This window comes from Leuconostoc fallax KCTC 3537 (genome assembly GCF_000165675.1).
GTDB lineage: Bacteria > Bacillota > Bacilli > Lactobacillales > Lactobacillaceae > Leuconostoc_B > Leuconostoc_B fallax.
Window position 1 is genome coordinate 200,053 of the sequence record NZ_AEIZ01000026.1, and the last position, 26,498, is coordinate 226,550.

Here is a 26,498-nt window from a genome sequence, read left to right on the forward strand (position 1 = left end):
ACGATTAATGTGTGGGTATGACATCCGCAATTTTAAGCTGTTGATTCTCAGACATACTCCAGTAACCATCACAACTCACAATAAAAGAATCAAACATATGTATATCCATTTGCTGACCCAACGTCACTAACTTTTGACTAAATTGAATGTCAGCCTTGGAAGGTTTTAGATTCCCACTGGGATGATTATGAACAATCATAAAGCCATAAGCATTTGTCCGTAGTAATCTTTGAAATATTTCACGTGGCGAGGCCTGAACGTGAGTCAATGTACCGACAAATACAACTTCCCAATTAATAATATTTAATTGGGCATCCAATGCTGCGAGACATAATTGTTCTTGTTTCAGATTACCAAGCTGTTGCTGACAGAATTCGCCCATTTCTACTGAATGTCGCGCATTCAGTAACTTTGGCCGAGATGCTTTGGCTACACACTTACCAATTTCAATGCCGACTAATAACGCGCGATTATAATTGGGATAATGTGAAATAAAATCTTGAATATCATCATAACTCATATCTTTTAAATCACAGGGACTCGGAAAATAATGCTTAAATTGATTAAGCGCAGTTGTTGTGTCAGGATGACGCAATAAATTATAAAAATTTTCAATCTGTTGAAGTATTGTTTCTGATTGTACAGTCGATTCACTTATCATTATTCACCTCTAAGCTATGATACGAGAGATATGAATAAACTCATGATGAATATGTTGTTATCATTTTAATGATTTTCGAACTTCACTAACAAAATACAAAGACCCAGTTAAAGCAACTACCTCATCATGACCGACGTGTTGATAGGCTGTTTGCCAACTATCAAAAAATATAAGGCGCTTATTTTGCTGATGTTGAACTAATGTTTCTTGAATATCTAAACCATGCCGCCCATTAGGCCCTACAAAAGGTACTAATATCAACCTAAAATTAGTATGGCTTAAAATATTCGTAAATGTATCAGCTACATTTTTATCAGCCAGACTACCAATAATTAATGTTATTTTTTGATTTGGAAATTGATATCTGAGCGATAATACAAGTTGCTCGATTCCTTGAGCGTTATGTGCCCCATCCAATATTGTTATTGGTGCCTGCTTTACGATTTCATATCGTGCTGGAATCGTTACCATATCCAACCCACGTCTAATTATCGCATCATCAATTGTTGCATCATATGCACGGACAGCAGCAACTGCAGTTGCTGTGTTCATATGCTGAAATTCTCCGGGTAAAGTTGCATCAAATTCATTTATTTTACCAGAAATAGGTGGCTGATCGGAAACTTCAGAGATGACTTGTTGTGCTGCTTCTGGTAGTTTTCCAATAACAACCCGCATACCATTATGAATAATACCAGCCTTTTGCTGCGCAATCTTGGGAATTGTATCACCCAACATTTTCATATGGTCAAAACCAATACTCGTGATTACTGCCACTTTAGCTTGTGATAAAACATTAGTTGAATCGTACTTACCACCAATACCAACTTCAACGACAAGCGCATCCAATGATTGTCGAGAAAAATAAGTTAGAGCAATTACGGTTAAGACTTCAAATTCCACCGAAATATCCGGATACAGTTTTTCATCTACTTGTTTTAAAACATTGGCAACATCCTCTGTGACTTGTCTCAAATCTTCTGGCTCAATAAATTGATTATTAATTTGAATGCGTTCTCTAAAATCAATAATGAACGGCGATACGAATAACCCAACTCGTTTATTTTGTGCGGCTAAAATATAACTACACATTGTAGATACAGAACCTTTACCATTCGTTCCTGCAACATGAATAGCTGGTGGTAACTTTTCATTAGGATTTCCTAAGGCCTTTAACAAAGTATACATTCGCTCTAGTGAAACTTTATGTCCAGTATTCGGACGACTATGTATAAATGAAATCGCATCATCAACTGTTTTAAAGTGAACCATGATTTTACTCCTAAAATAAAAACCATCCATTAATTGGATGGTTAAATTCATTATACAGTAAGTGCTTAGTCTTTATCACGAATTGTAAATTCACGATTCGCTGAGCGACCTTGACGAGATGCTGAACGACCATCACGACGACGGTAGTCACCAAAACGACGATCACCATTATTGCTACTACCACGACGATCGCGGTCACGATCACCACCATCACGACGACGATCACGATCGCCACCATTACTACGGCGGTCACGATCGCCACCATTACTACGGCGGTCACGATCGCCACCATTACTACGGCGGTCACGACCACCACCATTACGTGATGAATTGCGACGATTACCACCGCCACGGCCATCACGTTGGCGACTATTGCCACCACGGCCATTGCCACGACGACGTGGTAATGGGCGTTCGCGTGTAATTTCAACAGGTGTATTTTGCTTTTCCAAATCCGCAACACTTGAAAGCAATGCTGCTGCTAATTGCTCTGCTGAATACTTTTCAGTCAGTGCATTCACTTGGTCTTGAATTTCTGATACATCAGTTGATTGAATTAACTTAGCTACTTCTCCAGCCGCATTGTTAATTTTACCTACTCGAGCTTGTTGCAATGTCGCAGGCTCTAACGGTGTCATGCGCTTTTTAGTCAAATTTTCAACGGCACGCAAGTAATCCATTTCATTTGGTGCTACAAATGTAACAGACACACCTTCGGCCCCCGCACGACCAGTACGGCCAATACGGTGAACATAACTTTCAGGATCTTGTGGAATATCAAAGTTATAAACATGAGAGACATCTTTCACGTCTAATCCACGTGCTGCAACGTCAGTAGCAACCAAAATATTAATTTCATGTGACTTGAATTGTGCCAAGACACGTGAACGCATTTGTTGTGTCAAATCTCCATGCAAACCTGCTGCATGATAACCACGCGCTTCTAGTCCACGCGCTAATTCTTCAACACGACGCTTTGTACGACCAAACACAATGGCCAACTTGGGTGCTTGAACATCGAAGATACGTGTCATTGTATCAAACTTTTCATTCTCTCGTACACGTACGAAATATTGATCAACCAAATCTGTTGTTAATTCTTTCGCTTCAATTTGGATATGCTCAGGATTCGTCATGAACTTAACACCAATGAGCTTGATTGCAGGCGGCATAGTTGCAGAGAATAGCAATGTTTGACGTGTTGCGGGTGTCTTTTCGATAATTGCTTCAATATCATCCAAGAATCCCATGTTTAACATTTCATCAGCTTCATCCAAAACTAAAGTGTTAACGTGATCTAATTTAACTGTTTTACGATTAGTATGGTCAAGCAAACGGCCTGGTGTTCCAACTAAAATTTGTGGATGTGACTTCAAATTTTGAATTTGACGGCGAATATCAGCACCACCAAAGACAACTTGAACATCCACATGCTTATCACGGCCTAACTTTTTCAATTCATCAGCTGTTTGAATGGCTAATTCACGAGTAGGTGAAACAATTAACGCTTGAATATTTTTATTATTCAAATCAATATGTTCCAAAATAGGCAAACCAAACGCCGCTGTCTTACCCGTTCCTGTTTGAGCCTGTCCGATAACATCTTTACCAACCAATGTTAATGGAATTGTCTTTTCTTGAATAGGCGTTGCTTCAACATAGCCATGTTCAGCGATTGATTGTAGTAATTCTTGAGATAGACCTAATTCGTTAAATTTCAAAATTTTCTCCTCTGACCCTATTCTACTTAGTCGGAATAGCTGTCATTTCTGTAAATAATCGTTTTGCAAGTGGTTGCCATGTATTTTTTTATAATTCTGGTTACTTAATAAAATAACGGCGTCCTTGCTGTTCTTTGACAATACCACACACGGTTCATATCCCCTAATAATACCGTGTGCACTATAGTAGTCGCCATTGTTATATAACCCCGCCGCATACTTTTCATTTGGCAAAGGTGTTAACATTTCTTGGCAAAACATTGGTTTTAACAACTTACAATTTAATAACAAATCATAATAATGATAGAGCATACCAGTTGTTGTAGCATAATTACCAGTACCTGTTTCATGAGAATAAGCAACTGGATTATCTTTCACTAACTGATAATTTTGACGATAAGAATACGTCCTGTTTTTATCAATTATAAAATGCTGATAATCTGTTAAACCAATAACACCCTGCTGCGATAAATCATCAATGGATAATTGATAACTTTCACGTGTTACATGACGCAAGATTCCTGTGAGAATCTTATAGTCAATCATACGATATGCCCACGGTCCGCTATCAGGTACCTGATGAATAACAGCCGTTGCAATCACTTGCTGAACATCACGTTCATCTAACGTCATCCCCTTCAATGTACCGGAGTCCTTCAGGCCACTGGTCATTGTCAATAAATTCTTAATAGTAATACTGTTAGCATTAGGAATTTTAGGATAAAATTTGCTGACTGGTGTATCTAAACTCAGTTTGCCCTTTTCAATTTGTTGCATGATCATCAAAGCAGTTAAGCTTTTTTGTAGCGAAGCAAATTGAAACAAAGATATCGCATTGTTTAATCGTTTCGTTTTCGCATCAGCATAGCCATAGCCCTTTTGTAAAATAATACGATGATTATGAACGACAAGTGCGGTACCAATATATTGATGTTGCTGTAATTGTTGATCGAAATGGCGTGCTAAATCATCTGTAGGTGCTACATCTTGTTGCAGTGATTTTATCTGACGCGCTGAAACCGGTTGTTTGGGTTGTTTTGTAACTTGCTGTACTTTAACCTTAGTTTTGCGATGTGGTGATTGCACAACATCACTACTATAAATATAAATGCCACCCGCTGTTAGTACGATCAGAGCAATGATTATTCCTATAATACTTGCTAATCGTAATCGGCGCTTTGGCTTTTGCCGAAATTGCCTACGTTTCACGACATACCCCTTTAGTCATAAAAACTTCAATTACTTCATTAACTCGTCTACAACCCTCTCTAGATGTATCCCATGACTTGCCTTTAATAGCATGACATCACCTTGTTGGCCGAGCTTATTTAAATCAGAAACTAAATCGTCTAACTGGTCTTTTGCATATTGGTGCAATTGCGTTTGATCAAAATGCTTTTGCAAAATAGGATAAAGATGTTTTCTCATCAATTCTCCTACTAGATAAACGCCGTCAATATGAGACTCTTGCACTGACTCTGCTAAACCAGCATGCATTATACCAGCTTGTTGACCAAGTTCCAACATATCTCCCAATACAACATAACGTTTGCCTTGTACTTCTCGGCTAACTAATGTTGCCAAGACGGCTTTCACAGCCGTGGGATTTGAATTATAAACATCACTAATTATTGTCACACCGTGAGTTGTGTGTAAAATTTCAGTTCTATTCTTGGTTAGATCAAAATCTAATAGTGCTTTTTGGGCGTTTTTTAAATCAATATGTAATAAGTTACCCGCTGTAATCGCTGCGAGCGCATTCATAATATTATACCGACCCAACATAGGAATTGCAAATTTTTGCTGATTAATATTAAATTGAGATTGATTATTTTCAACACTAATGTCTGTGGCGTTAACATCCGCATCGATTGTGCCAAATGTTTTGACATGCTGTTCAATATGAGATATTTCTTGTGTCAACAAGGGCTCATCATTTGGAATAATTAGTGTTCCTTCAGCTTTTAACCCATTAATAATTTCTAATTTTGCCTTTGCAATATTGCGACGTGTCTTGAAAAACTCGATATGCGCTTCGCCAATCATCGTAATAATCGCAATATCTGGTTCTACTAAATGTGATAAGACAGTTAATTGTCCTGGACGATCCATTCCTAGTTCAACAATTAGCACTTCCGTAGATTCTGGCATCGACAACAACGTCATTGGTACACCAATTTCATTATTATAATTTTCAGGTGTCTTGAATGTACGATACTGTTGATTAGCAATTTCAGCTGCCATATCTTTCGTTGTTGTTTTACCATTGGAACCAGTAATCGCAACGACCTTTGGATTAACTTGATGACGATACCACTGGCCTAATTTTTGCATGGCAACGAGCGTATCATCAACAATTACAGCAGGCCAGTCCTCTTTTAATTGATGCTGGCTATCAACTAATACTGCATGAGCACCATTAGCTAACGCATTCTCAATATAATCATGCCCATCATTTTCAGCTACTAAAGCAATAAATAGTTGTCCCTCTTTGACATGTCGTGAGTCAAAAGCAACACCGCTAATAGCCACACTATCTTTTCCTTGAAATGGTGCATTCAAAACTTCAGCTAATTTTTCTAACGTAATATTCATCATTTGTCCTTTAGACTACTATCTTTTTATCATGATTCATGATGGCGTGTAAAAACAACAATCGTTTCAATATGTGATGTTTGTGGAAACTGATCAACTGTTTGCACGTCTCCTTCAATATGATAACCCTTAGTCAATATTTCTGCAGTATCGCGAACTAGGGTAACTGGATTACAGCTAATATAGACAAAGCGTTTTGGTGCCATATCAGCTACTGAATCAATTAAGGATTTTGTTAAACCTCTTCGTGGCGGATCAACAAAAATAACATCTGGCTTTATACCCTGCTCTTGCCATAGTGCCATTTGTTCTGGCGCATCATTTAACAAAAAAGTAGCATTATCAATATGATTCGTATCCACATTTAATTGTGCATCAGCTACCGCACCAGCAACTACTTCTACACCTAGCACTTGTTTAACCTTATTGGCAACACTAATACCAATTGTGCCAATACCAGAATACGCATCAATGACAATATCAGTTGGCTTTAATTGTGCTTTTTGTGCTGCCAAAGTGTAAAGCTTTTCTGTCATGATGGGGTTAACTTGATAGAAAGAATTGGGACCAATAATAAAATCTAATCCTAGTAACGTATCATGAATAGCTGCTTCACCCCATAACGTACGATTATGCGGGCTTAATAAAACATAATCTTTTTTAGGACTATAATTAAAGATCAAACTTTTCAATTCAGGTAATTGCTCTTGTAAATCACGAATGATTTGTTGTTCATGTACTAATTCAGCCTGGTTAGATACCAAGACAACCATCAACTCATGACTATAATAACCACGGCGCACCATAATATAGCGAATAGCACCCTCTTGAGTGTCTGGATCAAAAGCACTAATTTGATAATTCTCTAATACATTCCGAACAATAACAATGGCTTCATCAATTTTTCGATCATTCACAAAATAATCAGTCATTGGTACTAGCTCATGCGTTCCTCTTTTGAAAAAACCAGTTTGCAACTGTTGATTTTGCCATTTTGTTGGCACAATTGTTTTATTTCGATAATAACTTGGTTGTGCCATGCCAACGGTTTCAGCCACATTAACGTTGATATTAGCTTTTTCAAATAACGTCTGCACTTTTTGTCTTTTCCACTCAAGCTGTGCTGTGTAAGAAAAATTAACAAGTGGTGCGGTTCCAGCGTCAATAAGATACTGGCGCTGCGCATCAATACGTTGACTAGATATTTTTACTCTTTCGATAATTCGGCCGTATCCTGATAATTTATCTACCTGAATGACCTCTGCCAGTACGCGCTCACCTGGAATCGCATCTGCTAAATAAAGTGGATAAGTCGGTGTAATTTGAGCAATTCCCATACCACCAATAGTGGTATCTACAATATCAACTTCTAGTGTCTGATGTAATTTTACTGGAACAATTGTTTTTGCCATGTACATTCCTTTAAAGATTTAATTCATGTTAACAAAAAAGCGTCCACTCGCGTGAACGCTTTCACAACAATTAGTTGTTCTTCAAACCATACTTCTTGTTGAACTTGTCGACCGCACCATCTGCTTGAGTAAACTTTTGCTTACCTGTGTAGAATGGATGTGAATCTGACGTGATATCCATACGAATCATTGGGTATTCTTTACCTTCAAATTCTGTTGTTTCGTTTGATGTCAATGTTGAACCTGATAAGAACTTCTTACCAGTAGTTGAATCAACGAATACGACTGCTTGATATTCTGGATGAATTCCTGCTTGCATTGTTCATTTCTCCTTAGCGCCCTGCATTTTCAGTAATGACAGAGTCAGTTATTAACTAGATTATTTTAACATACCATAAAATAGTAATCAAGTTATGGCATGAGGTTAATTAAATCAATACCTTCAATTGATACTTCAGCACCCAAATCTGTTAACTTTTCAGCAATACGGTCATATCCACGTAAGATATGATCAGCATCATGAATCGTTGTTGTGCCCTTTGCCATTAGTGCTGCAATAATCAGCGCTGCACCGGCGCGAATCTCTGCTGCTTGTACGTCGGTTCCAATCAATCGTTTTGATTGGTTCACGATAATTTCACCGGCAACAGCTGAATCAATATCTCCACCCATACGTCGTAGTTCTGGAATATGACGGACACGTTTAGGATAAATAGTATCCGTAATGGTACTTTCACCTTCAGCTAACATCAATAAAGGGGTGATGGGCTGTTGCAAATCTGTTGCAAATCCAGGGAACGGTAAGGTTTTAATATGTGCTGGATGAAGGTTATCAGACTTATAAACATAAACCTGATCTTCATCGATTTCTATATTAACGCCAATTTCTATTAATTTTGATATATATGATTCCAGATGTTCTGGGATAACATTTTTAATTAAAACCCCATCCCCCATCGCAGCGGCCATACTCATGTATGTCCCAGCTTCGATACGGTCTGGAATAATTGTATGCGTATTACGCGCTTTTAGATGTGGTACACCAGCGATACGGATGACATCAGTACCTGCACCACGAACGTTTGCACCCATATTGTTTAGGAAGGTTGCAATATCAATAATTTCAGGTTCACGTGCTGCGTTTTCAATAATCGTCTGCCCCTTGGCCCGCACAGCCGCCAAGATAATATTAATTGTAGCACCAACAGAAACTGTATCTAAGAAAATTCTAGCACCCACTAGTCCATTCTCAGTAGCATCGATGTGAATAATATCATTATTTTCAGAAACTTTAGCACCTAAGGCTTTAAAGCCTTTGATATGTTGGTCAATTGGTCGACGCCCAAGGTTATCCCCACCAGGAAAAGTGACAGTTGCCCGTCCAAACTTTCCTAATAATGCACCCATGAAATAGTACGATGCCCGAAGTGACTTAATTGCACCACTTGGCAATTCACTTTCGCGAATATTAGTGGGATCAATTTCTAATTCACCATTATTAAAATCAGATGTAACGTTCATTGCTGATAAAATTAATTGCAAATTTTTAACATCTAAAATTTGTGGTACTGTATCAAATTTTACTGGTGTATCTGCCAAAATAGCTGCAGGTATAAGTGCAACTGTAGAGTTTTTTGCACCACCAATGGTGACTTCCCCACGTAAGCGTTTACCACCGTGGATAATTATTTTTGCCATAAAACTTTCCTATATTCTTGTAGTCCGCGTTCTATTATACATACTTTAATAAAGAGACTCAAACGATAACAATGAAAGTTTGCCCCTAACGTGCGTTACTTGGCTTTAATTGAAGCCTGTATAAAGTCATGATATAGCCCTTCAGGACGATTAGGACGACTTAAGAATTCAGGATGATATTGTGCTGCAACGAAGAAATCATTTTTTGGATATTCAATCACTTCCATCAAACGATCATCTGGAGATGTAGCAGAAAATACCATGCCTGCTTTCTCAAACTCTTCACGATATTGTGTATTAAATTCATAACGATGACGATGACGCTGTTGGATGATGTCTTGATCACCGTATGCATGTGCTGTAACTGTTCCTGGTAACAACTGTGCAGGATAAAGGCCTAATCTCAAAGTACCACCAAGGTTTTCGACACCTTCTTGATCCTTCATCAAATCAATAATTGGCGCAGAAGTGTCAGCGTTTAATTCTGTTGAATTAGCATCTTGATAACCTAATACATCACGTGCAAATTCTACAGAAGCTAACTGCATACCTAAGCAAACACCCAAGAATGGGACATTATTTTCACGTGCATAACGTATAGCTTGGATTTTACCTTCTGTACCACGTGGTCCAAATCCGCCAGGCACAATGATACCATTAGCATCATGTAGCAATTCAGCAACATTATCTTGGTTAACACTTTCAGCGTTAATATGATTAATATTAACTTCTGTACTTTGTGAATAACCTGCGTGCTTTAATGCCTCATTCACTGAAATGTAGGCATCAGGCAGATCGGTATACTTTCCAACCAATGTGATATCTACTGTGCTCTTAGGTGACTTGATATTGTCAACCATTGCAGCCCAGTCAGTCATATCAGCTTCTGGTGCATCAATATTAAGCTTTTCTAATACCACATCATCCATATCTTGTGCTTGTAAGTTCAGTGGAATTTCATAAAGCGTGTCGACATCCAAACTCTCCACAATGGCGTCATTTGGCACATCAGTGAACGTCGCAAGCTTATTTTTCAAGCCCTCATCAAGTGGCTTTTCTGTTCGTAACACCAACATATCTGGCTGTATACCCAATGAACGTAATTGTGCAACAGAATGTTGTGTTGGCTTCGTCTTAGCTTCACCTGCCGCCTTTAAGTAAACAATTAAGCTGGTATGAATATAGAAAACATTTTCCGAACCTAAGTCTGTTTTCATTTGGCGAAGTGCTTCTACGAATGGTAGACTCTCAATATCACCAACAGTACCACCAACTTCTACGATAACCACATCAGCATCTGTTGATTCAGCTGCTTGACGCATTTTTTCTTTAATGGCATCTGTTACATGTGGTATCACTTGAACAGTACCACCATTATAATCACCACGGCGTTCTTTTGCTAGGACTTCAGAATAAACTCTACCTGTCGTCACGTTTGAATACATATTGGTATTAATATCTATAAAACGTTCATAGTGACCCATATCTAAATCTGTTTCTAAGCCATCACCGGTAACAAATGTTTCACCGTGCTGGTAAGGACTCATTGTCCCTGGATCAATGTTAATATAGGGGTCTAATTTTTGAATGGCCAATTTCAAGCCACGGTTTTTTAATAGTCTGCCGAGCGAAGCAGCGACTATTCCTTTACCCAAAGATGAAACAACGCCACCTGTCACAAATATATACTTAACTTGCTTGTTTGCCATAAACTAAAAGCGCTAAATTAATCATTTGTATGACTTTAACAACAAATACAAACGATTAATGAGAAACGCTATTCCTCCTTTGATAGTCGATACGCGGGAACATGGTGTTACAACTACAAAAGCTCCCAAGTCTAGCTTGGGAGCTTTTCAATGTTTCCCATTAAATGGGAGCCCTATTATACTATACGTACTAAATGATAGCCTGTCAAGTACTTAAGCAGAAGAAAAACTTATTTCTCTTCATCTCCATCGCCTAAGTCATCTAAATCATCTGTTCCAGCCAATTCATTTAAATTGTCATCGATTGATTCGGCATTATCATCAGAATCAATTTCTGTCTCTTCGTCATCACTCGCATCATGTGTATCAGTATGCTCGTCTTCTGAAGTTTCGCCAAAATCATCATCTTCTGGATCATCATCGTTATAATCAATAACATCATCGTCACTCGCGCTGTCTGCAAAGACATTGACCTTTTTGGCTGTCTTTTTACGCTTAGGTAATTCAACTTCGTCATCAATTTCATGAATTGATTCGTCAATAGCATCCACAGGATACCATGCACGTAATGCCCACTCGTTATTACCTAACGAAATAAATGAGCCATCAGTATTAAGTTCTGTATAAAATTGTGATAAACGTGATTTGAATGATTCTGAATCAACATCTAAAAACTCTTGTATCTCTTGAGCCAAGGCAGAAAACTGCATTGGTTCTCTATGCTCACTAAGAATTGCGACCGCAATCTCAACTAATGAAAGTTCTTCTTTTGGGTGATTTCCAAATTGTGTGAGTGACATTTTGCACGTCCTTTCGCGTTTCTAACTCATCAAGTATATCCAATCAAGCATTGAATTGCAACCTTATCTCATATTGCCCGATTAATTGTTCATTTGCCGTTAAAATATAATCAATTGCTGTTTCACCACGTAAATTAGCAGTATCTAGTGCTGTTGCTAGTAATGTTGTTCTTGTTGCCATCGTCATGCGACCAGATGGTGTTTCATAAGATGCTGGTACTTCTTTACTATCCACAAAAGTCATGACTGTCTTCACATCGCCTGAGCGCATTAGACGAATACTGCCATTAGGATCAAATTTGAAGGTAACGTGCACTTGGGGTTGATCTGGTAATGTCTCTGTATAACGAATATAAACCGCTTCATTTTTGACAATTAGTTGCCCAAGCGTATCAAAAGAAAATTCTTCAACTTCATTATCTAGACAAACTTTCGTTGTTAGGTGAACATTGATTTGTTCAAAATCATTATTTGCCATCTTTTCTGCCTCAATATTACAATCTAACTTTCAATTATACTATAATATATAATAAATATTAGTTCATTTGAGAAACTCTTAATTTTTATCATGACAAAAGGAGCCATTATGCCTCAAGAAAAATTGGCACGCGAAAAGGTTTTACGTGATCCAATCCATAATTTTATTCACGTTCAAGACCAGGTCATCCTTGATTTGATCAATACGACTGAATTTCAGCGATTACGTCGTATCAAACAATTGGGTATCACCAGTGCCGTATTTCATGGTGCTGAACATTCACGATTCGAACACTCGGTTGGTGCTTATGAACTGGCACGCAGAATCACTGACTATTTTGAAAAATATTACCCATCAAAGACAGCAAATGATGGTCTTTGGGATACCAGCCAACGCTTAGTCACATTGGTTGCAGCTTTACTACATGATGTTGGTCACGGTGCTTTTTCACATACATTTGAACATCTTTTTCAAACAAATCACGAATGGTATACACAAGAAATAATTACCGGTGATACTGAAATTCATACAATTTTAGCGCAAGTCTCTCCTGATTTTCCTAACAAAGTCGCCAGTGTCATTGCCAAAACTTATACTAATCCACAAGTGATACAACTCATTTCTAGTCAATTAGACGTCGATCGTATGGATTATCTCTTGCGCGATGCTTATTTCACGGGTACAAAGTATGGCGAATTCGACATTGATCGTATATTGCGTACGATGCGCCCAGTAAAAAACGGTATCGCCTTTGATATCGGTGGTATGCACGCAGTTGAAGATTATGTTGTTAGTCGTTATCAAATGTATTTGCAAGTTTACTTCCACCCTGTTTCTCGTGGTATGGAAGTATTGCTTGAACATTTACTTCATCGCGCACGAGAATTATACAAACAAGCGCAAAAAAATGATATTGAAGATCAACAGTTCATTGGTCCACTTTTAAAGCCACTGTTTGATGAAAAACTAACATTATCTGATTACCTTAATTTAGACGATAATGTCTTTATGACTTATATTCTGATTTGGCGACACCATCCTGATCCCATTTTGTCAGATTTATGTTGCCGATTTCTTGATCGGAAGCCCTTAAAATCGGTCATTATGGATAATGAAACCATCCCCGTGCGTGAAAAGTTAACAAAATTAGTCGAGAAAGCTGGTTATAATCCAATTTATTACACAGCGCAAAACGACGCCTATGATCTACCTTACGATGACTATAATCCGACCTCAGCTAAACCAAGAACACAGATTGACTTTCTGTTAGCTGACGGTTCCCATCAGGAGCTGTCTCAACTATCAACTTTAGTTGCAGCAATCAAAGGTAAGGCTTCTATTGATCAACGTTTCTTTTTTCCAAAAGATATGTTAAAAGAAAATGGCAATGATTTATTTTCAGAAACGGCCGAGCATTTTCGTAGCTTTATTCATAACAATGCCCTAAAAGATCCAAATACTAGTGTATAAAAAGAAAAAGATAGTAAGTAACCGATGGGGTCGCTTGCTATCTTTTTTGTTCATTACTTATCTTGATCTTTTTGATCATCAGATGTAATTTTAGTATCTGTTGGCTTTAAATCTTCAACTGACGTTTTAGTTTCTTGATTGTCTGTTGTTGTTGCTGCAGCCGGCTTAATAGTACGAATAGCTGATAACTCAAATGTTAAAATGACACCTTCAGCATCTAAATCAACAGTTTTTGCTTCTCTATTTACATTATCAACAACTGCATGCAAGCCACCAATTGTGACAACTTCAGCACCCTTGGCTAAAGAATTTTGCATTGTTTGCTGTTGATTCTTCATCTTCTTTTGTTGACGTGACATAAACCAAAGCATCGCCACCACAATAATTAGAGGCAATATTAAATTATAATTCATCTGAAATTCCTACTTTCTGTACTCCAAAATATTATATCAAATTTTCATTAGAATAATCTAGCGTTTGGTTTATTATACCCATACTCTTCCATAACAGTCTCTCTAAATTCTAATAATTCGTCTCTTTCAATTGCTGTTCGCATATCTTCCATAAATTGCAGTAAGAAACGTAAATTATGCTGAGAAGCCAACTGCGCCCCCAACATTTCATTCGCATTGAATAAATGATGTAAATAAGAGCGTGTCAATGTTTTGAATGGATTATACCCTGGTACGTCAAACTGTGCCATATTACCAAACTGCTCTTGACGAATCGGATTAGGTGAATAATAACTCAAATCTGGATCTAACGGTGTGAAATCATTCTTATATTTGGCATTTTTAATGACAACACGTCCAAAACGTGTCATCAAAGTTCCTTTACGTGCAATTCTCGTAGGTAGCACACAGTCAAACATATCCACACCACGCATAACACTATCAATCAGTGAATCAGGTGCTGCTACGCCCATTAAATAACGTGGTTTTTCCTCAGGCAAAAGTGGCATTGTAAAGTCCAATACACGATTCATTTCTTTTTTGGACTCACCAACAGATAAGCCACCGACCGCATAACCTGGTAAATCCATGCTAACCAAATCATTAGCTGATTCAGTACGTAACGCTTTAAAGCCAGCACCTTGAACAATACCGAATAACGCTTGACTGTCAGGATTCTTGTGTGCTTTTTGGGCACGTTCTGCCCATCTTACTGAACGTTGCATTGACTCTTTAATATAATCATAGGTTTCAAAATATGGAATTGCTTCATCCAATTGCATCATAATATCGGAACCAAGGTTATTTTGAATACGCATGGCAACTTCAGGAGACAAGAACATTTTATCCCCGTTCACGTGGTTTTGGAATGTAACCCCTTCTTCTTTTAGCTTACGTGCATCCGAAAGCGAGAAGACTTGAAAGCCACCGGAATCAGTTAAAATGGCTTGATCCCATCCCATATATTTGTGTAATCCACCTGCCTGCGCAATTAACTCGTCTCCTGGGCGAACCCACAGATGATACGTATTACTTAATATAAACTGTGCACCGATTTCTTTGAGTTCTCGTGCACTAACACCCTTAACAGCGCCTTGTGTACCAACAGGCATAAACATAGGTGTTTCAAAGGTACCATGCGGTGTATGAATACGTCCGCGACGTGCACCAGTATGTTTCTCTGTATGTAAATGTTCATACCATACAGCACTTTTTTGATTTGTCATGCTAAATTCCTCCGCTTTTGCGTCAAATACTAGTTTATCAGTTTTTTGACCACAAAAAAAGCGGGAAATTATCCCCACCACTCTTTGTCAGTATCTCTCATTTTATGCGTCAGACTGATTTGATCAATATTTTCAACATTATGATAAGTGGTTGAAAATGGTTGTCGCATCCAATCATGTAATTGTTGGTAATTTTGACTATCAATAAATAAGGCCAAATCATCAGCATCGTCCCAAAATGTCCATAACATGTACTCGCTCTTACCATCATTTTGTTGAGCTAGTACACCATTTAATGCCATTTTTTCAAGTAAGTTATTGATATGCTCATCATCATTACCAATCGACTTAAATGACACTTGATGAACTAATTTCCCTTTAGGTTCTCCCATTACAAACAAACTATTAAACGTCAAGGGTCGGTTAAAACGTTCAACTAATTCGGGTTGATCAAAAATCAATACATTTAATCCAGCTAATTGTGATAGCTTACCTAATAACAATAATTGATTTGGTGCTTGTTTTTTATATTTTAATAATGTTGCAACATCTTGTTCTGGCGCTAATACTAAGTTGATTTTCATAAGAAAGGCTCCTTTAATTGTTTTATCACATCATGAGATAAATGACTTCCAAACTTTTGAATAAAGGCCTGGGTATCCGAAAAAGTATCGAATCGATAGATGACTTGACGCACAGCATCGGCATGGACTAATCGTTTAGCAAAGTTAATATCCATCATTTGAATGCGACTTGATTCAAACGGTTCTTGAAAATCTAACGATGCCCATGTTCCTTTTAACAAAGATTCTGCACGTTGGTAACGTCGATCACGTCGAATCATACTTCGTAAATCTTCTGGGTTTAAATTGTCTACCATCCACACTATGCTCCATTATATTCGTCCATCGTCAAGGTTATGATATGTCCGACAGGATCTACTAAACTCAGATGAGCACCAGTTGGCATAATCCAGTAAACCTGTTTAAACTTTGTGTTCACTGTCGCTTTCTCCCCTTCACCGTCCGTCAAAATGACCACTAATGTCTGAGACGGTTTATATCTGCGTTCGGACAATAAGTTAAAGATACTCTGAAAAGTTGTACCGCCACCAGCATGACGCTGCCAATCGTGAATATGATGAATAGGATGCACTTGGGTATCAAACATAAAATAATCAATATTAGTATCAAATTGTTGGGCAATCTGTTGTATTTGTGATAAAAAGACACCCGCTAACTGATCGGATATCGAAGCTGAATTATCAATAAACACCACTATTTTAGCTGATTGAGCACTCACCTGTCCTGGTAAATCCATACGATAAGGTTGTCGCCGATTAAACCGTGTCCATGATTCCCGTTTGCGATGTGGTATTTGTGACAGCTTAGCTTTCAAAATAGCCTGCCAATGACGCTTGCGTGTTTGTACCTTTTCAATTTGTCTCACAATTTCACTATCAATATTGCCTCGACCGCTCTGTGGTGTATCCTCAACAGCTTGGCGTACTACTTCATTCAAAGCAGTCGTTGCTTCGGCAATATGACCAGTCGCGCTCTGCCAACTATCATGATTATCATTTTGATCACCATCAGGCAAGGCATCTTGATTCGTTAAAGCCGCTAGCCACTCAATATATTGCGCCGAATCTTGGTGCGCTGCTAATAGCTTACCCGTTAAATTAAAAATAGTTTGTAACGTCACCGCACCTGGCAGTATGCCCATATCCTTTGGCAAATACTGATTAACAGCCAAATCTGTGCCTAATTTGACTAGTTTTTTGCTGTACGTTGCTGATAGCGTATTGGATGTTGCCAGATAACGTGCAACGCTACATGTGCTAAAAGTAAGGCTATTTCATCATCTTTTGGTAAGCGTTCCTCTAATAATTGTGCATTAAACGTCAAATACCATTGGTGTTTTTGCCATAATAGACCAACTGGCTGCTTTAAGGTTGAATCAGCACGCCGATTCAAGTTCATTACAATGTTACCGTAAAGTGGTGCAGTATCTAGTAGAATTTTAACGCCATTAACGAGCCTTTGGTTATCTGTTTTCATCTTGTCGCGACGTCCATAATTTGTTGATACAATACGTTGGCATAATGACCATCACTAGCAAAAAGTTGATCCAATACGGGTGAATCAGTCAGTTGCTTAACTAATGCATATTGACTATCTGGTGACATAAGTTGTAGCAGTCGACTTAATCGCGCCGCATTATTTTCAATAGTCAGTTGCCCCGTCAATAAAACGGATTTCATTACTGTTAATTTCTGTAACTCATCCATATTCTTAAATTTCTCATCAATCACATGCGGTACTTTAGGTCCATAGGGCTTAGATTCAAAAATATCTTGTGCTGTCAATGTTGGTAGTTGCTGTACGATAAATTGCACAAACTGGCGCGCAACATTAGCACCTAAGTCTCCTGAAAAAATATCAAACATCAATACATCAGCTTGTTCTTTTGGTAGCTGTACAAGTTCATATAAATTATCTGACACGCGGTGCCAAGCACGCGGCGTTGGATTTAGATCCTCATGTCGCGTTGTCGGATATAATAATTCCGCATACTGCGTAATAAACTTTTGAACAAGGGGATGAATATTTGCTCGAGGCGCTCCGCTACTCGCCCAAGACAACCAGTCACTCACAGATACCGCCATTACTAAGCGCGTCGTACGATCTTTAATTGCTGCATCACCACGCTCAACAGCATAATCCGTTGTTTCAAAACCAGCCATATCGTCATCAGGATTTTCTGCTAGTACAATATGCACTTGTCGTGGTAGTACAATATCGTGAATTCGGCGTTGTAAAACTAAATTCATCAGTTCACTTTGCACAGCTTGTGAACCACGATTGAATTCATCCAAAAACCATATAATTGGTTGATCAGGTTGTTGTTCTGCTGCTTGAATAATTTGAATTAATGTATGCGTGTAGCCAAATTGAACATCTGCTAATCGACCATAATTTTTGGTGTCTAAAAAGGAAGTTTCTGTTAATGGTGGAACAGGAATTGCAAGATCACCCTTTTCAGACAGCGATACTACTGTCGTCATCAACTTCGCTTTCATTTTTTCAGCAACAGCGGTGACTAAAGCACTCTTCCCAATACCCGCTTCTCCAACGATGCTGGGCACATTTCCACCCTTCAAAACAAGGGGAACGGCAACTAATAATTGTTGAAATGATAAAGCCACTTTGTTACCTCTCTAACTAATTTCTATTTTACTCTTTAACAAAAAAAGTGCCACGTTTTAAACGTAACACTCATACCATTCTATAATAAATCACATCGTACCAAACAAACGGTCACCGGCATCGCCTAATCCTGGAACAATATAGCCATGTTCGTTGAGGCCTTCATCCAAAGAACCTGTATAAATATCAACATCAGGATGTGCATCTTGCACCGCATGTACACCTTCTGGTGCCGAAACTAATGTAATCAACTTAATGTGCTTTGCACCACGTTTCTTCAACGCGCTAATTGCATCTTTAGCAGAACCACCTGTTGCCAACATTGGATCAACTAGCAAAACATCACGTTGCCCAATATCTTCAGGTAATTTAATAAAATATTCAACGGGTTCAAGTGTATCCTCATCGCGATACATGCCAATATGACCAATCTTAGCAGCAGGTATTAATTGTACAATGCCATCAACCATACCCAACCCTGCGCGTAAAATTGGTACAACTGCCAATTTTTTACCCGCTAGTTGCTTTTTCATCGTTTTTGAAACTGGTGTTTCCACTTCAACATCTTCTAGTTGCAAATCACGACTTGCTTCGTAAGTCATTAACATTGCAATTTCATCAACTAAAGCTCGAAAATCCTTAGTGCCAACATTCTTATTGCGAATCATCGTTAATTTATGTTGGATTAATGGATGATCCATTTCAACAAATTTACCCATTACATGTTCCTCTGTCTTCTTTATCTTTATCTATTGTATCAAAAAAATAGACGAACACTCAATTCATACACAATAAGCAATATTAAATACTAAACTCTTGATTACCCGCTGCTTTAGCTAGACGGTTATTATAAGCTTTTCCTAATCCTACTGGTATCATCTTTTGGACGTATATTGTGCCAACCTTTGGTTGATCATCATAAAAACGTAAACCAGAGAATAACTGTTCTGTAGCACTCTCTAAGGAATCACCCAATGACCATGCCTGTTGTGATTTTATAGCCATTGCTTGCAAAATACGATCCTGCGCCATAACCACATCATTATCTTGTAATTTTTGTGCCAAATCAACAGCATCCAGCTCATCAAACATCACAACATGTTTATCTGGTGCATAGTGTCGATATTTCATACCCGGCGCTTTGGGTGTAACATCACTTGCAACTGATTCTGTTGTGGTCGCATCATGAACTGGTTGTGCTAACACAGCCACTAATTGTTCTTGTGTAATTGCACCAGGTCGCAAAATAGTTGGTACGTTTCCTGAGACATCAATAACTGTTGATTCAACGCCAACTGTCGTAGGCCCATCATCAACAATAGCTGCAATTTTACCTGCCATATCGTGCCAAACATGCTGTGCTGTGGTGGGTGAAGGCTTTCCAGATGTATTTGCACTAGGCCCTACTATTGGTGCTTTGGCTGCCCGAATCACTGCCCGTGCAACTTCATTATCTGGTAATCTAAAGGCAACAGTATTCAACCCTCCCGTGACTGTCATACTAAAAGCTTGCGCACGCATTGGTAAAATAATCGTCAATGATCCTGGCCAAAAAGCTGCCATTAATTTTTGAGACATATCATTCTCTACAGCAAATTGCTGAACCATCGCTTTGTCTGCTACGGTAACAATTAATGGGTTGTCCGAAGGCCGTCCCTTAGCAGTAAAAACTTTTCTAACCGCTACTTCATCTGTCGCAACAGCTCCTAAACCGTAAACCGTCTCTGTTGGAAACGCGACAACTTCTCCTTGCGACAACAATTTTCCTGCAAATAAAATATCTTGTTCACTTGTTCCTAAACGCTGTGTGTTCATTTTTTTACTCGAATCATCCGATCTAATTTTGATAAATCTTGTTTTAAATCTATCTGTGCCTGTGGTATATAAGCTCTCAAAAGGTCTTTCACGGCTTGACCTTGTTTATAACCAATTTCAAAATAAGCTATACCGTCATCTTTTAGATAGTTATTCAGCTGTTGTGCAATATTTTCGTATATTGCCAAACCTTGATGTGCTGCATACAAAGCAATATCTGGTTCAAAATCAATAACACTCTGATCCATTTCGTTTTGATCTTGTGGATCTATATAAGGCGGATTACTTAATATCACATCAAATTTCATAGCTGGTATTTGCGCAAAAACATCACTCTCAGTAAAAGATATACGATCACGTATCTTAAATTTTTTAGCATTATGCTGCGCAACGGTTAACGCATCTGTTGAAATATCGGCCGCCATCCCCTGAACACGTTGATCTTCCAACAAAATCGTTTCAACAATGGCACCACTACCTGTCCCAATGTCCAAAATTTTGATTTCTTTTTGAGAATTAGCTTTTAAATCCTGTAGTACCCAATCAACCAATAATTCGGTTTCCGGTCTGGGAATGAGCACCCGCTCATCTACTAAAAATTCACGGCCATAAAATGGCGCAGTGCCTAAAACATATTGAACGGGTCGACCTGTTATTAATTCACTAATCCATCTTGCCCAAGATTCAACCAAAAATTCAGGCATCTGACGTGTCATATTAGCATGCAAAGTCCCATAATTCATATCTAAAGCACCAGTTAATAAGAAATCAACATTTTCTTGGGCAATTTCAGTAGACATGGTATTTTGATTCACTAATTCTTGTATCGCCCATTTACGTGCTTCTAAAATCGAAATTTTAATTGGTTTTTCCATTATACCCTCATCGTTATTATCCGCTAATATACGATTAGTGTTGGTTCAAATCAGCCAACTTAGCGGTTTGATCAGCAATAATTAGGGCATCGATAATATCTTCTAATTCACCATTCATCACGCGATCCAACTTATTCAGTGTTAAGCCAATCCGATGATCAGTAACACGATTTTGTGGGAAATTATAGGTACGAATACGTTCCGATCGATCACCAGTACCAACGGCTGTTTTACGCTTTTGTGCATATTCTGCCTCATTTTGTTGCGCAAAATAATCATACACACGCGCGTTTAAAATTTTCCATGCTTTCGCACGGTTCTGCTGCTGTGATCGTTCATCCTGCATGGCAACAGTAATCCCTGTTGGTTCATGTGTCAAACGAATGGCTGAGCTTGTTTTGTTAACGTGCTGACCACCCGCACCGCTTGAACGGTAGACATCTTCACGGACGTCTTTTGGATCAATTAAATCAGTGGCATCAACGTCCTCAAATTCAGGCATTACCCCAACAGTTGCCGTACTTGTATGAACGCGTCCCTGTGTTTCCGTTACTGGTACGCGTTGCACACGATGCGCACCACTCTCAAATTTCAATTTAGAGTATACATTGTTACCAGTAATCATTACCACAACTTCTTTGTAGCCACCAACTTCGGTAGCAGACTCATCAATTAAGTTAATATGCCAGTTTTGCTTTTCAGCGTATTTACGATACATGTCTAATAAGTCAGCAGCAAATAAAGAAGATTCATCACCACCGGCAGCACCACGAATTTCCATAATAATATTCTTATCATCATTAGGATCTTGAGGTAACATGAGAACCTTGAGTTGCTCTTCAAGACTAGCCTTTTGTGGCTTAAGTGTCTTGAGATCGTCTCGTGCTAATTCAGCCATATCTGTGTCATCTAATAGATCTTCAGCATCTTGTATATCCTGCAAAACACTTTGGTATTGTTTAAAAACGGTGACCGTTTCTCGAATACTACCTTCTTCTTTAGACAATGCCATATATCTTTTGGAATCAGACATTACTTCCGGATCAGCTAATAGTTCATTCAATTCATCATGCCGATCAACAACTGTCTGTAATTGCTCAAAAATTTTGTCCATAATTATTTTCCTTCTTTTGGGAATAAATCTGATATTTTAGCCATATCTGGATGATACCAATGGTGCCGACAAGTTGGTATATAAGCTTCGTCACCACCAATAAAAACTTGTTGCCCTTCTCTTTGCGGTTCTCCATCCACAATACGTAACTGCGTAATCGCCTTTTTCCCACAAAATGCACAAATGGTTTTCATTTCTTCTAATTTATCAGCCATTTCAATAAGACGCTTTGAGCCAGGAAACAACTGATTAAAAGCATCTTGTTTCAAGCCAAATGCCATGGCTGGTATATGTAATTCATCAACAACTTGTGCCAATTGATCGACCTGCTCTGGAAACAAAAATTGCGCCTCATCAATTAAAACAGCTGCCAAGTTAGTCTGATGATGCTTCACAATATCAAATAAATTATCAGCTTTTTGTATCGCTACTGCTGGACGTTCTAACCCTATTCGGCTAGATACTATTCCTGTCCCTGATCTTGTATCAGCCGCTGGTGTCATTAATAAAATATTCTTACCTTGTGATTCATAATTATGCGCTACTTTTAAAATTTCAATGGATTTCCCCGAATTCATTGCACCATACTCAAAAAATAATTGTGCCATGCTACCTCCCAAATATTTCAACCTTATATTAATGAAGCATTAGTGCTTTACACTTAATATCACACCACTCAATCTTTCATACCAAGTACGATGCGTTTTTGTAATCGTTAATAGCCAATCACTGCCAAAGAAAATAACTGGCACTAATATAATAAAGCCGGTGATAAAATGCAAACCCTTATCTGATGCTTGTAAATCTAAAAGCAAAGTCAACCAATTCAGAACAATTGGGATCAGAATAAAGGCGCCAATACTGCTTAAGTTACGTACGAGTATCTCCCATAACGTTATACTTGAACCGTCTAAACTATCATAACAAATCTTAAGAACACGCATACCAATAGTTTGTTTATATTGGCTAATCTCGGGAACGAAAACAAAGACAATGAGAATACTAGCAATCCCCGTTATCCATAACGGTATACGCAATACATCAACAAATATCAAAAGACCAATAATAACCAAACTCCAGTCGATCAATAAAGCAAGTAGTCGTCTAAATAGACCAACAGAGTCCGTATTCACATCCCCTTGCAATAATTCAACTTCCAAATTTGGTAACAGCCGACGAGAATATGGCACCATTTGATCGCCAATCATTGCGCCTAAAACATTAAGCATAACATCATCAACATCACACACACGGTAAGGATATGGGTAAACACCATAGATACCAGTAAATTGCGTGATTTCAAAAAATAACGATAGCACTAATGCGGCATAAATAGTTGCTCTAAAGCTTTTTTGAAAGTAATAACGAATATAAAAGCCAAGCGGAATAAAAACTAAAATATTAGCTAAGATATCCACAAATACCGTGCTGGTAAAACCGCTTGAGAATCGGCCAGGTGCAATAATATTTTCACTCAAAAAATTAAAAGGAATTAAATTCACCATATTAACTTTTTGCGTTTTCAGTGCCAATACCTCGCTCAAGGATGGCAACGGCAAAATAGTAATCAAGAACGCCACGATAAGATAAAAAACAAAACTACTGACCATTACCAATCTGACGAACGACACCGCACCATAGCGTCGGTATTGGATAACTAAAACAGGTATAAATAATAATATTAAACTAATAGGTAAAATTTGCCATATGCTCTGCGTTGGGAATATGAGTTTTTCTAGCATGAGTGCTGATATCTATCCTTTAAATTAACTGTATTAAGTTACACAATCTATAGTATAGCAAATAATGCGAAATACCTCATTTTATGGTATGATATTGCCCAGAAAGTAGGAATATTATGGGATTTAAAACAACCGTTGCAAAACTAACAGCCAAATCATCATATTGGTTATTACATGATATTTTAAAGCGTGGTGGTACAAGTTTACCAGGTAAATTAGCTGTTAAAATTGATCCAACTATTTTAAAACATATTCAACAAGATTTTGATTTAATCGTTGTCACAGGTACCAATGGTAAAACCTTAACAACTGCTTTAATTACACGTGTTTTAAGAGCAGGTGACTATGATGTGATTACGAACCCTTCTGGATCTAATATGATTCAAGGGATTACGGGTACACTTGTCACGAGTAAATTCAAAAAGAATAATGGCAAACGACCAATCGCAGTTTTAGAAGTAGATGAAGCCAACGTTGCTTTAGTAGCGTCAGCCATTCAACCAAAGATGTTTGTGCTAACGAACATCTTTCGCGATCAATTAGATCGTTATGGCGAAATATATACAACATATGACAAAATTGTCAGCGGCATTAAGTATGCGCCAGATGCCAAAGTACTAGCCAATGGGGATTCCCCCATTTTTACACGTGGCGATTTCAAGAATCCAAGAATCTATTTTGGTTTCGATCATATTCAACCACAAGACTATCAAAGCTTAACTGCACCTAATAACACAGATGGTATTTTATCACCAACTGATAATTCGGTTTTGAACTACGATTTCATTACCTATGCTAATTTGGGTAAATATCGGAGTCATACTGATCATTTTGCACGACCAAAACTACAATATGCTGTTACCAGTGTGGATAAGCTAACCCCTAAGTATTCAGAATTCACAATTGACGACACATCATTACGCATTGAAATCGGTGGCCTTTATAATATTTATAATGCGTTAAGTGCCTTTGCGGTAGGCAGAGAATTTAATATTGCACCAGAACAGATTAAATCCGCATTTGAAAGTAACGCACAGATTTTTGGCCGCCAAGAAGCCATCAATGTCGATGGTAAAGATGTCACCATTGTTCTCATTAAGAATCCAGTCGGTACGAATACTGTCATTGATATGATGCTAACAGAGCCTGAACCTTTCTCATTAATGACATTATTAAATGCCAATTACGCTGACGGTATTGATACGAGCTGGATTTGGGATGCTGAGTTTGAAAAGCTCCACACCACAAAAATTACAGCTGTAGCTACTGGTGGCGAGCGCTACAAAGATATTCAAGTACGATTAAAGATGGCCGGTTTTAAAGATCAAGCAGTTTATCAAGATTTGAATCAAATCGTTACTGCAATTCAAAAAATGCCGACGAAAAAAGTATATATCGCCGCAACGTACACGGCCATGTTGCAGTTACGCCAACAATTAAGCGCCGCTGGCTACATCAAAGGAGGTTTCTAATGCCCCAATATACATTAAATATCGCCCATCTATACGGTGATTTGATGAATACCTATGGTGACTACGGTAATATTATTGCCTTGCGCTATTACGCTGAACAAATTGATGTGACCGTCAAAACAACTGTCATTTCCTTAGATAATACTTTTAAAAGCGCTGATTTTGATTTTGTGCTGTTTGGTGGTGGTCAAGATTATGAACAAACGATTGTTGCAAAAGATTTAAAATCAAAAGCTGCTGAATTACAGCATTATATTGAAAATGATGGTACCTTACTCGCAATTTGTGGTGGCTTTCAATTACTCGGTAGTCATATGATTATGGCCGATGGACAGCGTGTTGATGGCATTGGCGCGCTTGACCTATATACAATTAATATGCACGATAGTCAGGTTAAAGTAGCCAAAGATGCGCGCTTAACTGGCAATATTGTGATTAAAAATAATCAAACTGGCGAAGTCTATCATGGCTTTGAAAATCATCAAGGTCGTACGTTTATCGGTGATCAAGAATTGGCATTAGGTACTGTTATTTCTGGTAATGGTAATAATGGTATGGACAATCATGAAGGCATTATCCACCGCAATGTTTTTGGTTCTTATTTCCATGGTCCTATATTGACGCGTAACGGTAACTTGGCAAAACGTATTCTCGCAACCTCATTATCTCAAAAATACCCTGATATTAATTGGGAAGATAATCTTAAACAATTACCAACAGAATCCTTTTAAATGTCATAAAAAAGCACGTACTGAGTCGATAACTCAGTACGTGCTT

General features: G+C 38.1%; 27 protein-coding genes. 3 read left to right on the forward strand and 24 right to left on the reverse strand.

What is annotated here, in order from left to right; genetic code table 11:
* Positions 1 to 4: 4 nt before the first annotated feature.
* The 11 genes from LEUFL_RS0108340 to LEUFL_RS0108390 all read right to left on the reverse strand — a co-directional run bounded on the left by LEUFL_RS0108340 (position 5) and on the right by LEUFL_RS0108390 (position 12,346).
* Positions 5 to 661, reverse strand: a complete 657-nt coding sequence (locus tag LEUFL_RS0108340) for a JAB domain-containing protein (RefSeq protein ID WP_010008761.1) — start codon at positions 659 to 661, stop codon at positions 5 to 7.
* Between the two features lie 60 nt (positions 662 to 721).
* Positions 722 to 1,933, reverse strand: a complete 1,212-nt coding sequence (locus tag LEUFL_RS0108345; RefSeq protein ID WP_010008763.1) for a bifunctional folylpolyglutamate synthase/dihydrofolate synthase — start codon at positions 1,931 to 1,933, stop codon at positions 722 to 724.
* 65 nt (positions 1,934 to 1,998) lie between these two features.
* Positions 1,999 to 3,654, reverse strand: coding sequence for a degradosome RNA helicase CshA (gene cshA, locus LEUFL_RS0108350; protein ID WP_010008764.1), 1,656 nt, complete (start codon positions 3,652 to 3,654; stop codon positions 1,999 to 2,001).
* A gap of 42 nt (positions 3,655 to 3,696) precedes the next feature.
* Entirely contained in the window at positions 3,697 to 4,863 is a 1,167-nt protein-coding gene (locus LEUFL_RS12250) for a serine hydrolase domain-containing protein (RefSeq protein ID WP_010008765.1), read from the reverse strand.
* A gap of 30 nt (positions 4,864 to 4,893) precedes the next feature.
* A complete protein-coding gene (locus tag LEUFL_RS0108360; protein ID WP_010008766.1) occupies positions 4,894 to 6,249 on the reverse strand; it encodes a UDP-N-acetylmuramoyl-tripeptide--D-alanyl-D-alanine ligase in 1,356 nt (451 codons plus the stop codon).
* A gap of 29 nt (positions 6,250 to 6,278) precedes the next feature.
* Positions 6,279 to 7,661, reverse strand: coding sequence for a 23S rRNA (uracil(1939)-C(5))-methyltransferase RlmD (gene rlmD / locus LEUFL_RS0108365; RefSeq protein ID WP_010008769.1), 1,383 nt, complete (start codon positions 7,659 to 7,661; stop codon positions 6,279 to 6,281).
* A gap of 70 nt (positions 7,662 to 7,731) precedes the next feature.
* Positions 7,732 to 7,980 (reverse strand): type B 50S ribosomal protein L31, encoded by a 249-nt coding sequence (locus tag LEUFL_RS0108370; RefSeq protein WP_010008772.1) that lies wholly within the window; start codon positions 7,978 to 7,980, stop codon positions 7,732 to 7,734.
* 92 nt (positions 7,981 to 8,072) lie between these two features.
* Positions 8,073 to 9,359 carry a UDP-N-acetylglucosamine 1-carboxyvinyltransferase gene (gene murA / locus LEUFL_RS0108375; RefSeq protein WP_010008773.1) on the reverse strand — a complete coding sequence of 429 codons (1,287 nt, stop codon included), beginning with the start codon at positions 9,357 to 9,359 and terminating at the stop codon, positions 8,073 to 8,075.
* Between the two features lie 95 nt (positions 9,360 to 9,454).
* Entirely contained in the window at positions 9,455 to 11,068 is a 1,614-nt protein-coding gene (gene pyrG, locus LEUFL_RS0108380) for a CTP synthase (protein WP_010008774.1), read from the reverse strand.
* A 230-nt stretch (positions 11,069 to 11,298) separates the two neighbouring features.
* A complete protein-coding gene (gene rpoE, locus LEUFL_RS0108385; RefSeq protein ID WP_010008777.1) occupies positions 11,299 to 11,868 on the reverse strand; it encodes a DNA-directed RNA polymerase subunit delta in 570 nt (189 codons plus the stop codon).
* Positions 11,869 to 11,911: 43 nt separating this feature from the next.
* Positions 11,912 to 12,346 carry a YwiB family protein gene (locus tag LEUFL_RS0108390; protein WP_010008778.1) on the reverse strand — a complete coding sequence of 145 codons (435 nt, stop codon included), beginning with the start codon at positions 12,344 to 12,346 and terminating at the stop codon, positions 11,912 to 11,914.
* A 108-nt stretch (positions 12,347 to 12,454) separates the two neighbouring features.
* Here LEUFL_RS0108390 and LEUFL_RS0108395 point away from each other — a divergent pair, with 108 nt between their 5' ends.
* A complete protein-coding gene (locus LEUFL_RS0108395) occupies positions 12,455 to 13,816 on the forward strand; it encodes an HD domain-containing protein (RefSeq protein WP_010008779.1) in 1,362 nt (453 codons plus the stop codon).
* 53 nt (positions 13,817 to 13,869) lie between these two features.
* Here LEUFL_RS0108395 and yajC read toward each other — a convergent pair whose 3' ends face one another.
* The 13 genes from yajC to LEUFL_RS0108455 form a co-directional block, all read right to left on the reverse strand.
* A complete protein-coding gene (gene yajC, locus LEUFL_RS0108400) occupies positions 13,870 to 14,229 on the reverse strand; it encodes a preprotein translocase subunit YajC (RefSeq protein WP_010008781.1) in 360 nt (119 codons plus the stop codon).
* A 47-nt stretch (positions 14,230 to 14,276) separates the two neighbouring features.
* Positions 14,277 to 15,494 (reverse strand): tRNA guanosine(34) transglycosylase Tgt, encoded by a 1,218-nt coding sequence (gene tgt, locus LEUFL_RS0108405; protein ID WP_010008783.1) that lies wholly within the window; start codon positions 15,492 to 15,494, stop codon positions 14,277 to 14,279.
* Positions 15,495 to 15,562: 68 nt separating this feature from the next.
* Positions 15,563 to 16,078, reverse strand: a complete 516-nt coding sequence (locus LEUFL_RS0108410; RefSeq protein ID WP_010008785.1) for a hypothetical protein — start codon at positions 16,076 to 16,078, stop codon at positions 15,563 to 15,565.
* Entirely contained in the window at positions 16,075 to 16,374 is a 300-nt protein-coding gene (locus LEUFL_RS0108415) for a hypothetical protein (RefSeq protein WP_010008786.1), read from the reverse strand. Before LEUFL_RS0108415 ends, LEUFL_RS0108410 begins: the two co-directional genes overlap by 4 nt.
* A 5-nt stretch (positions 16,375 to 16,379) precedes the next feature.
* Entirely contained in the window at positions 16,380 to 17,249 is an 870-nt protein-coding gene (locus tag LEUFL_RS12255; protein WP_237697934.1) for a vWA domain-containing protein, read from the reverse strand.
* A 17-nt stretch (positions 17,250 to 17,266) separates the two neighbouring features.
* Positions 17,267 to 17,554, reverse strand: a complete 288-nt coding sequence (locus LEUFL_RS13280; protein WP_237697935.1) for a hypothetical protein — start codon at positions 17,552 to 17,554, stop codon at positions 17,267 to 17,269.
* On the reverse strand, positions 17,551 to 18,702 hold the full coding sequence (locus LEUFL_RS0108425) for an ATP-binding protein (RefSeq protein WP_010008787.1): 1,152 nt from the start codon (positions 18,700 to 18,702) through the stop codon (positions 17,551 to 17,553). Before LEUFL_RS0108425 ends, LEUFL_RS13280 begins: the two co-directional genes overlap by 4 nt.
* 90 nt (positions 18,703 to 18,792) lie before the next feature.
* Positions 18,793 to 19,422, reverse strand: coding sequence for a uracil phosphoribosyltransferase (gene upp / locus LEUFL_RS0108430; protein WP_010008789.1), 630 nt, complete (start codon positions 19,420 to 19,422; stop codon positions 18,793 to 18,795).
* Between the two features lie 82 nt (positions 19,423 to 19,504).
* Positions 19,505 to 20,518: an L-threonylcarbamoyladenylate synthase gene (locus LEUFL_RS0108435; protein ID WP_010008792.1), complete on the reverse strand. Its 1,014-nt coding sequence runs from the start codon at positions 20,516 to 20,518 to the stop codon at positions 19,505 to 19,507.
* On the reverse strand, positions 20,515 to 21,393 hold the full coding sequence (gene prmC, locus LEUFL_RS0108440) for a peptide chain release factor N(5)-glutamine methyltransferase (protein WP_010008793.1): 879 nt from the start codon (positions 21,391 to 21,393) through the stop codon (positions 20,515 to 20,517). Before prmC ends, LEUFL_RS0108435 begins: the two co-directional genes overlap by 4 nt.
* Before the next feature lie 34 nt (positions 21,394 to 21,427).
* Positions 21,428 to 22,507: a peptide chain release factor 1 gene (gene prfA, locus LEUFL_RS0108445; RefSeq protein ID WP_010008794.1), complete on the reverse strand. Its 1,080-nt coding sequence runs from the start codon at positions 22,505 to 22,507 to the stop codon at positions 21,428 to 21,430.
* A 2-nt stretch (positions 22,508 to 22,509) separates the two neighbouring features.
* Positions 22,510 to 23,115 carry a thymidine kinase gene (locus LEUFL_RS0108450; protein WP_010008795.1) on the reverse strand — a complete coding sequence of 202 codons (606 nt, stop codon included), beginning with the start codon at positions 23,113 to 23,115 and terminating at the stop codon, positions 22,510 to 22,512.
* 39 nt (positions 23,116 to 23,154) lie between these two features.
* Positions 23,155 to 24,249, reverse strand: coding sequence for a VanZ family protein (locus tag LEUFL_RS0108455; RefSeq protein WP_010008796.1), 1,095 nt, complete (start codon positions 24,247 to 24,249; stop codon positions 23,155 to 23,157).
* A 116-nt stretch (positions 24,250 to 24,365) separates the two neighbouring features.
* On the opposite strand from LEUFL_RS0108455, the gene LEUFL_RS0108460 reads away from it, so the two are divergent.
* Both LEUFL_RS0108460 and LEUFL_RS0108465 read left to right on the forward strand, forming a co-directional pair.
* Positions 24,366 to 25,721: a Mur ligase family protein gene (locus tag LEUFL_RS0108460; protein ID WP_010008801.1), complete on the forward strand. Its 1,356-nt coding sequence runs from the start codon at positions 24,366 to 24,368 to the stop codon at positions 25,719 to 25,721.
* Complete coding sequence (locus LEUFL_RS0108465) at positions 25,721 to 26,452, forward strand: type 1 glutamine amidotransferase (protein WP_010008804.1); 732 nt, start codon at positions 25,721 to 25,723, stop codon at positions 26,450 to 26,452. The genes LEUFL_RS0108460 and LEUFL_RS0108465 overlap by 1 nt, the downstream gene beginning before the upstream one ends.
* The last annotated feature ends 46 nt before the right edge of the window (positions 26,453 to 26,498 follow it).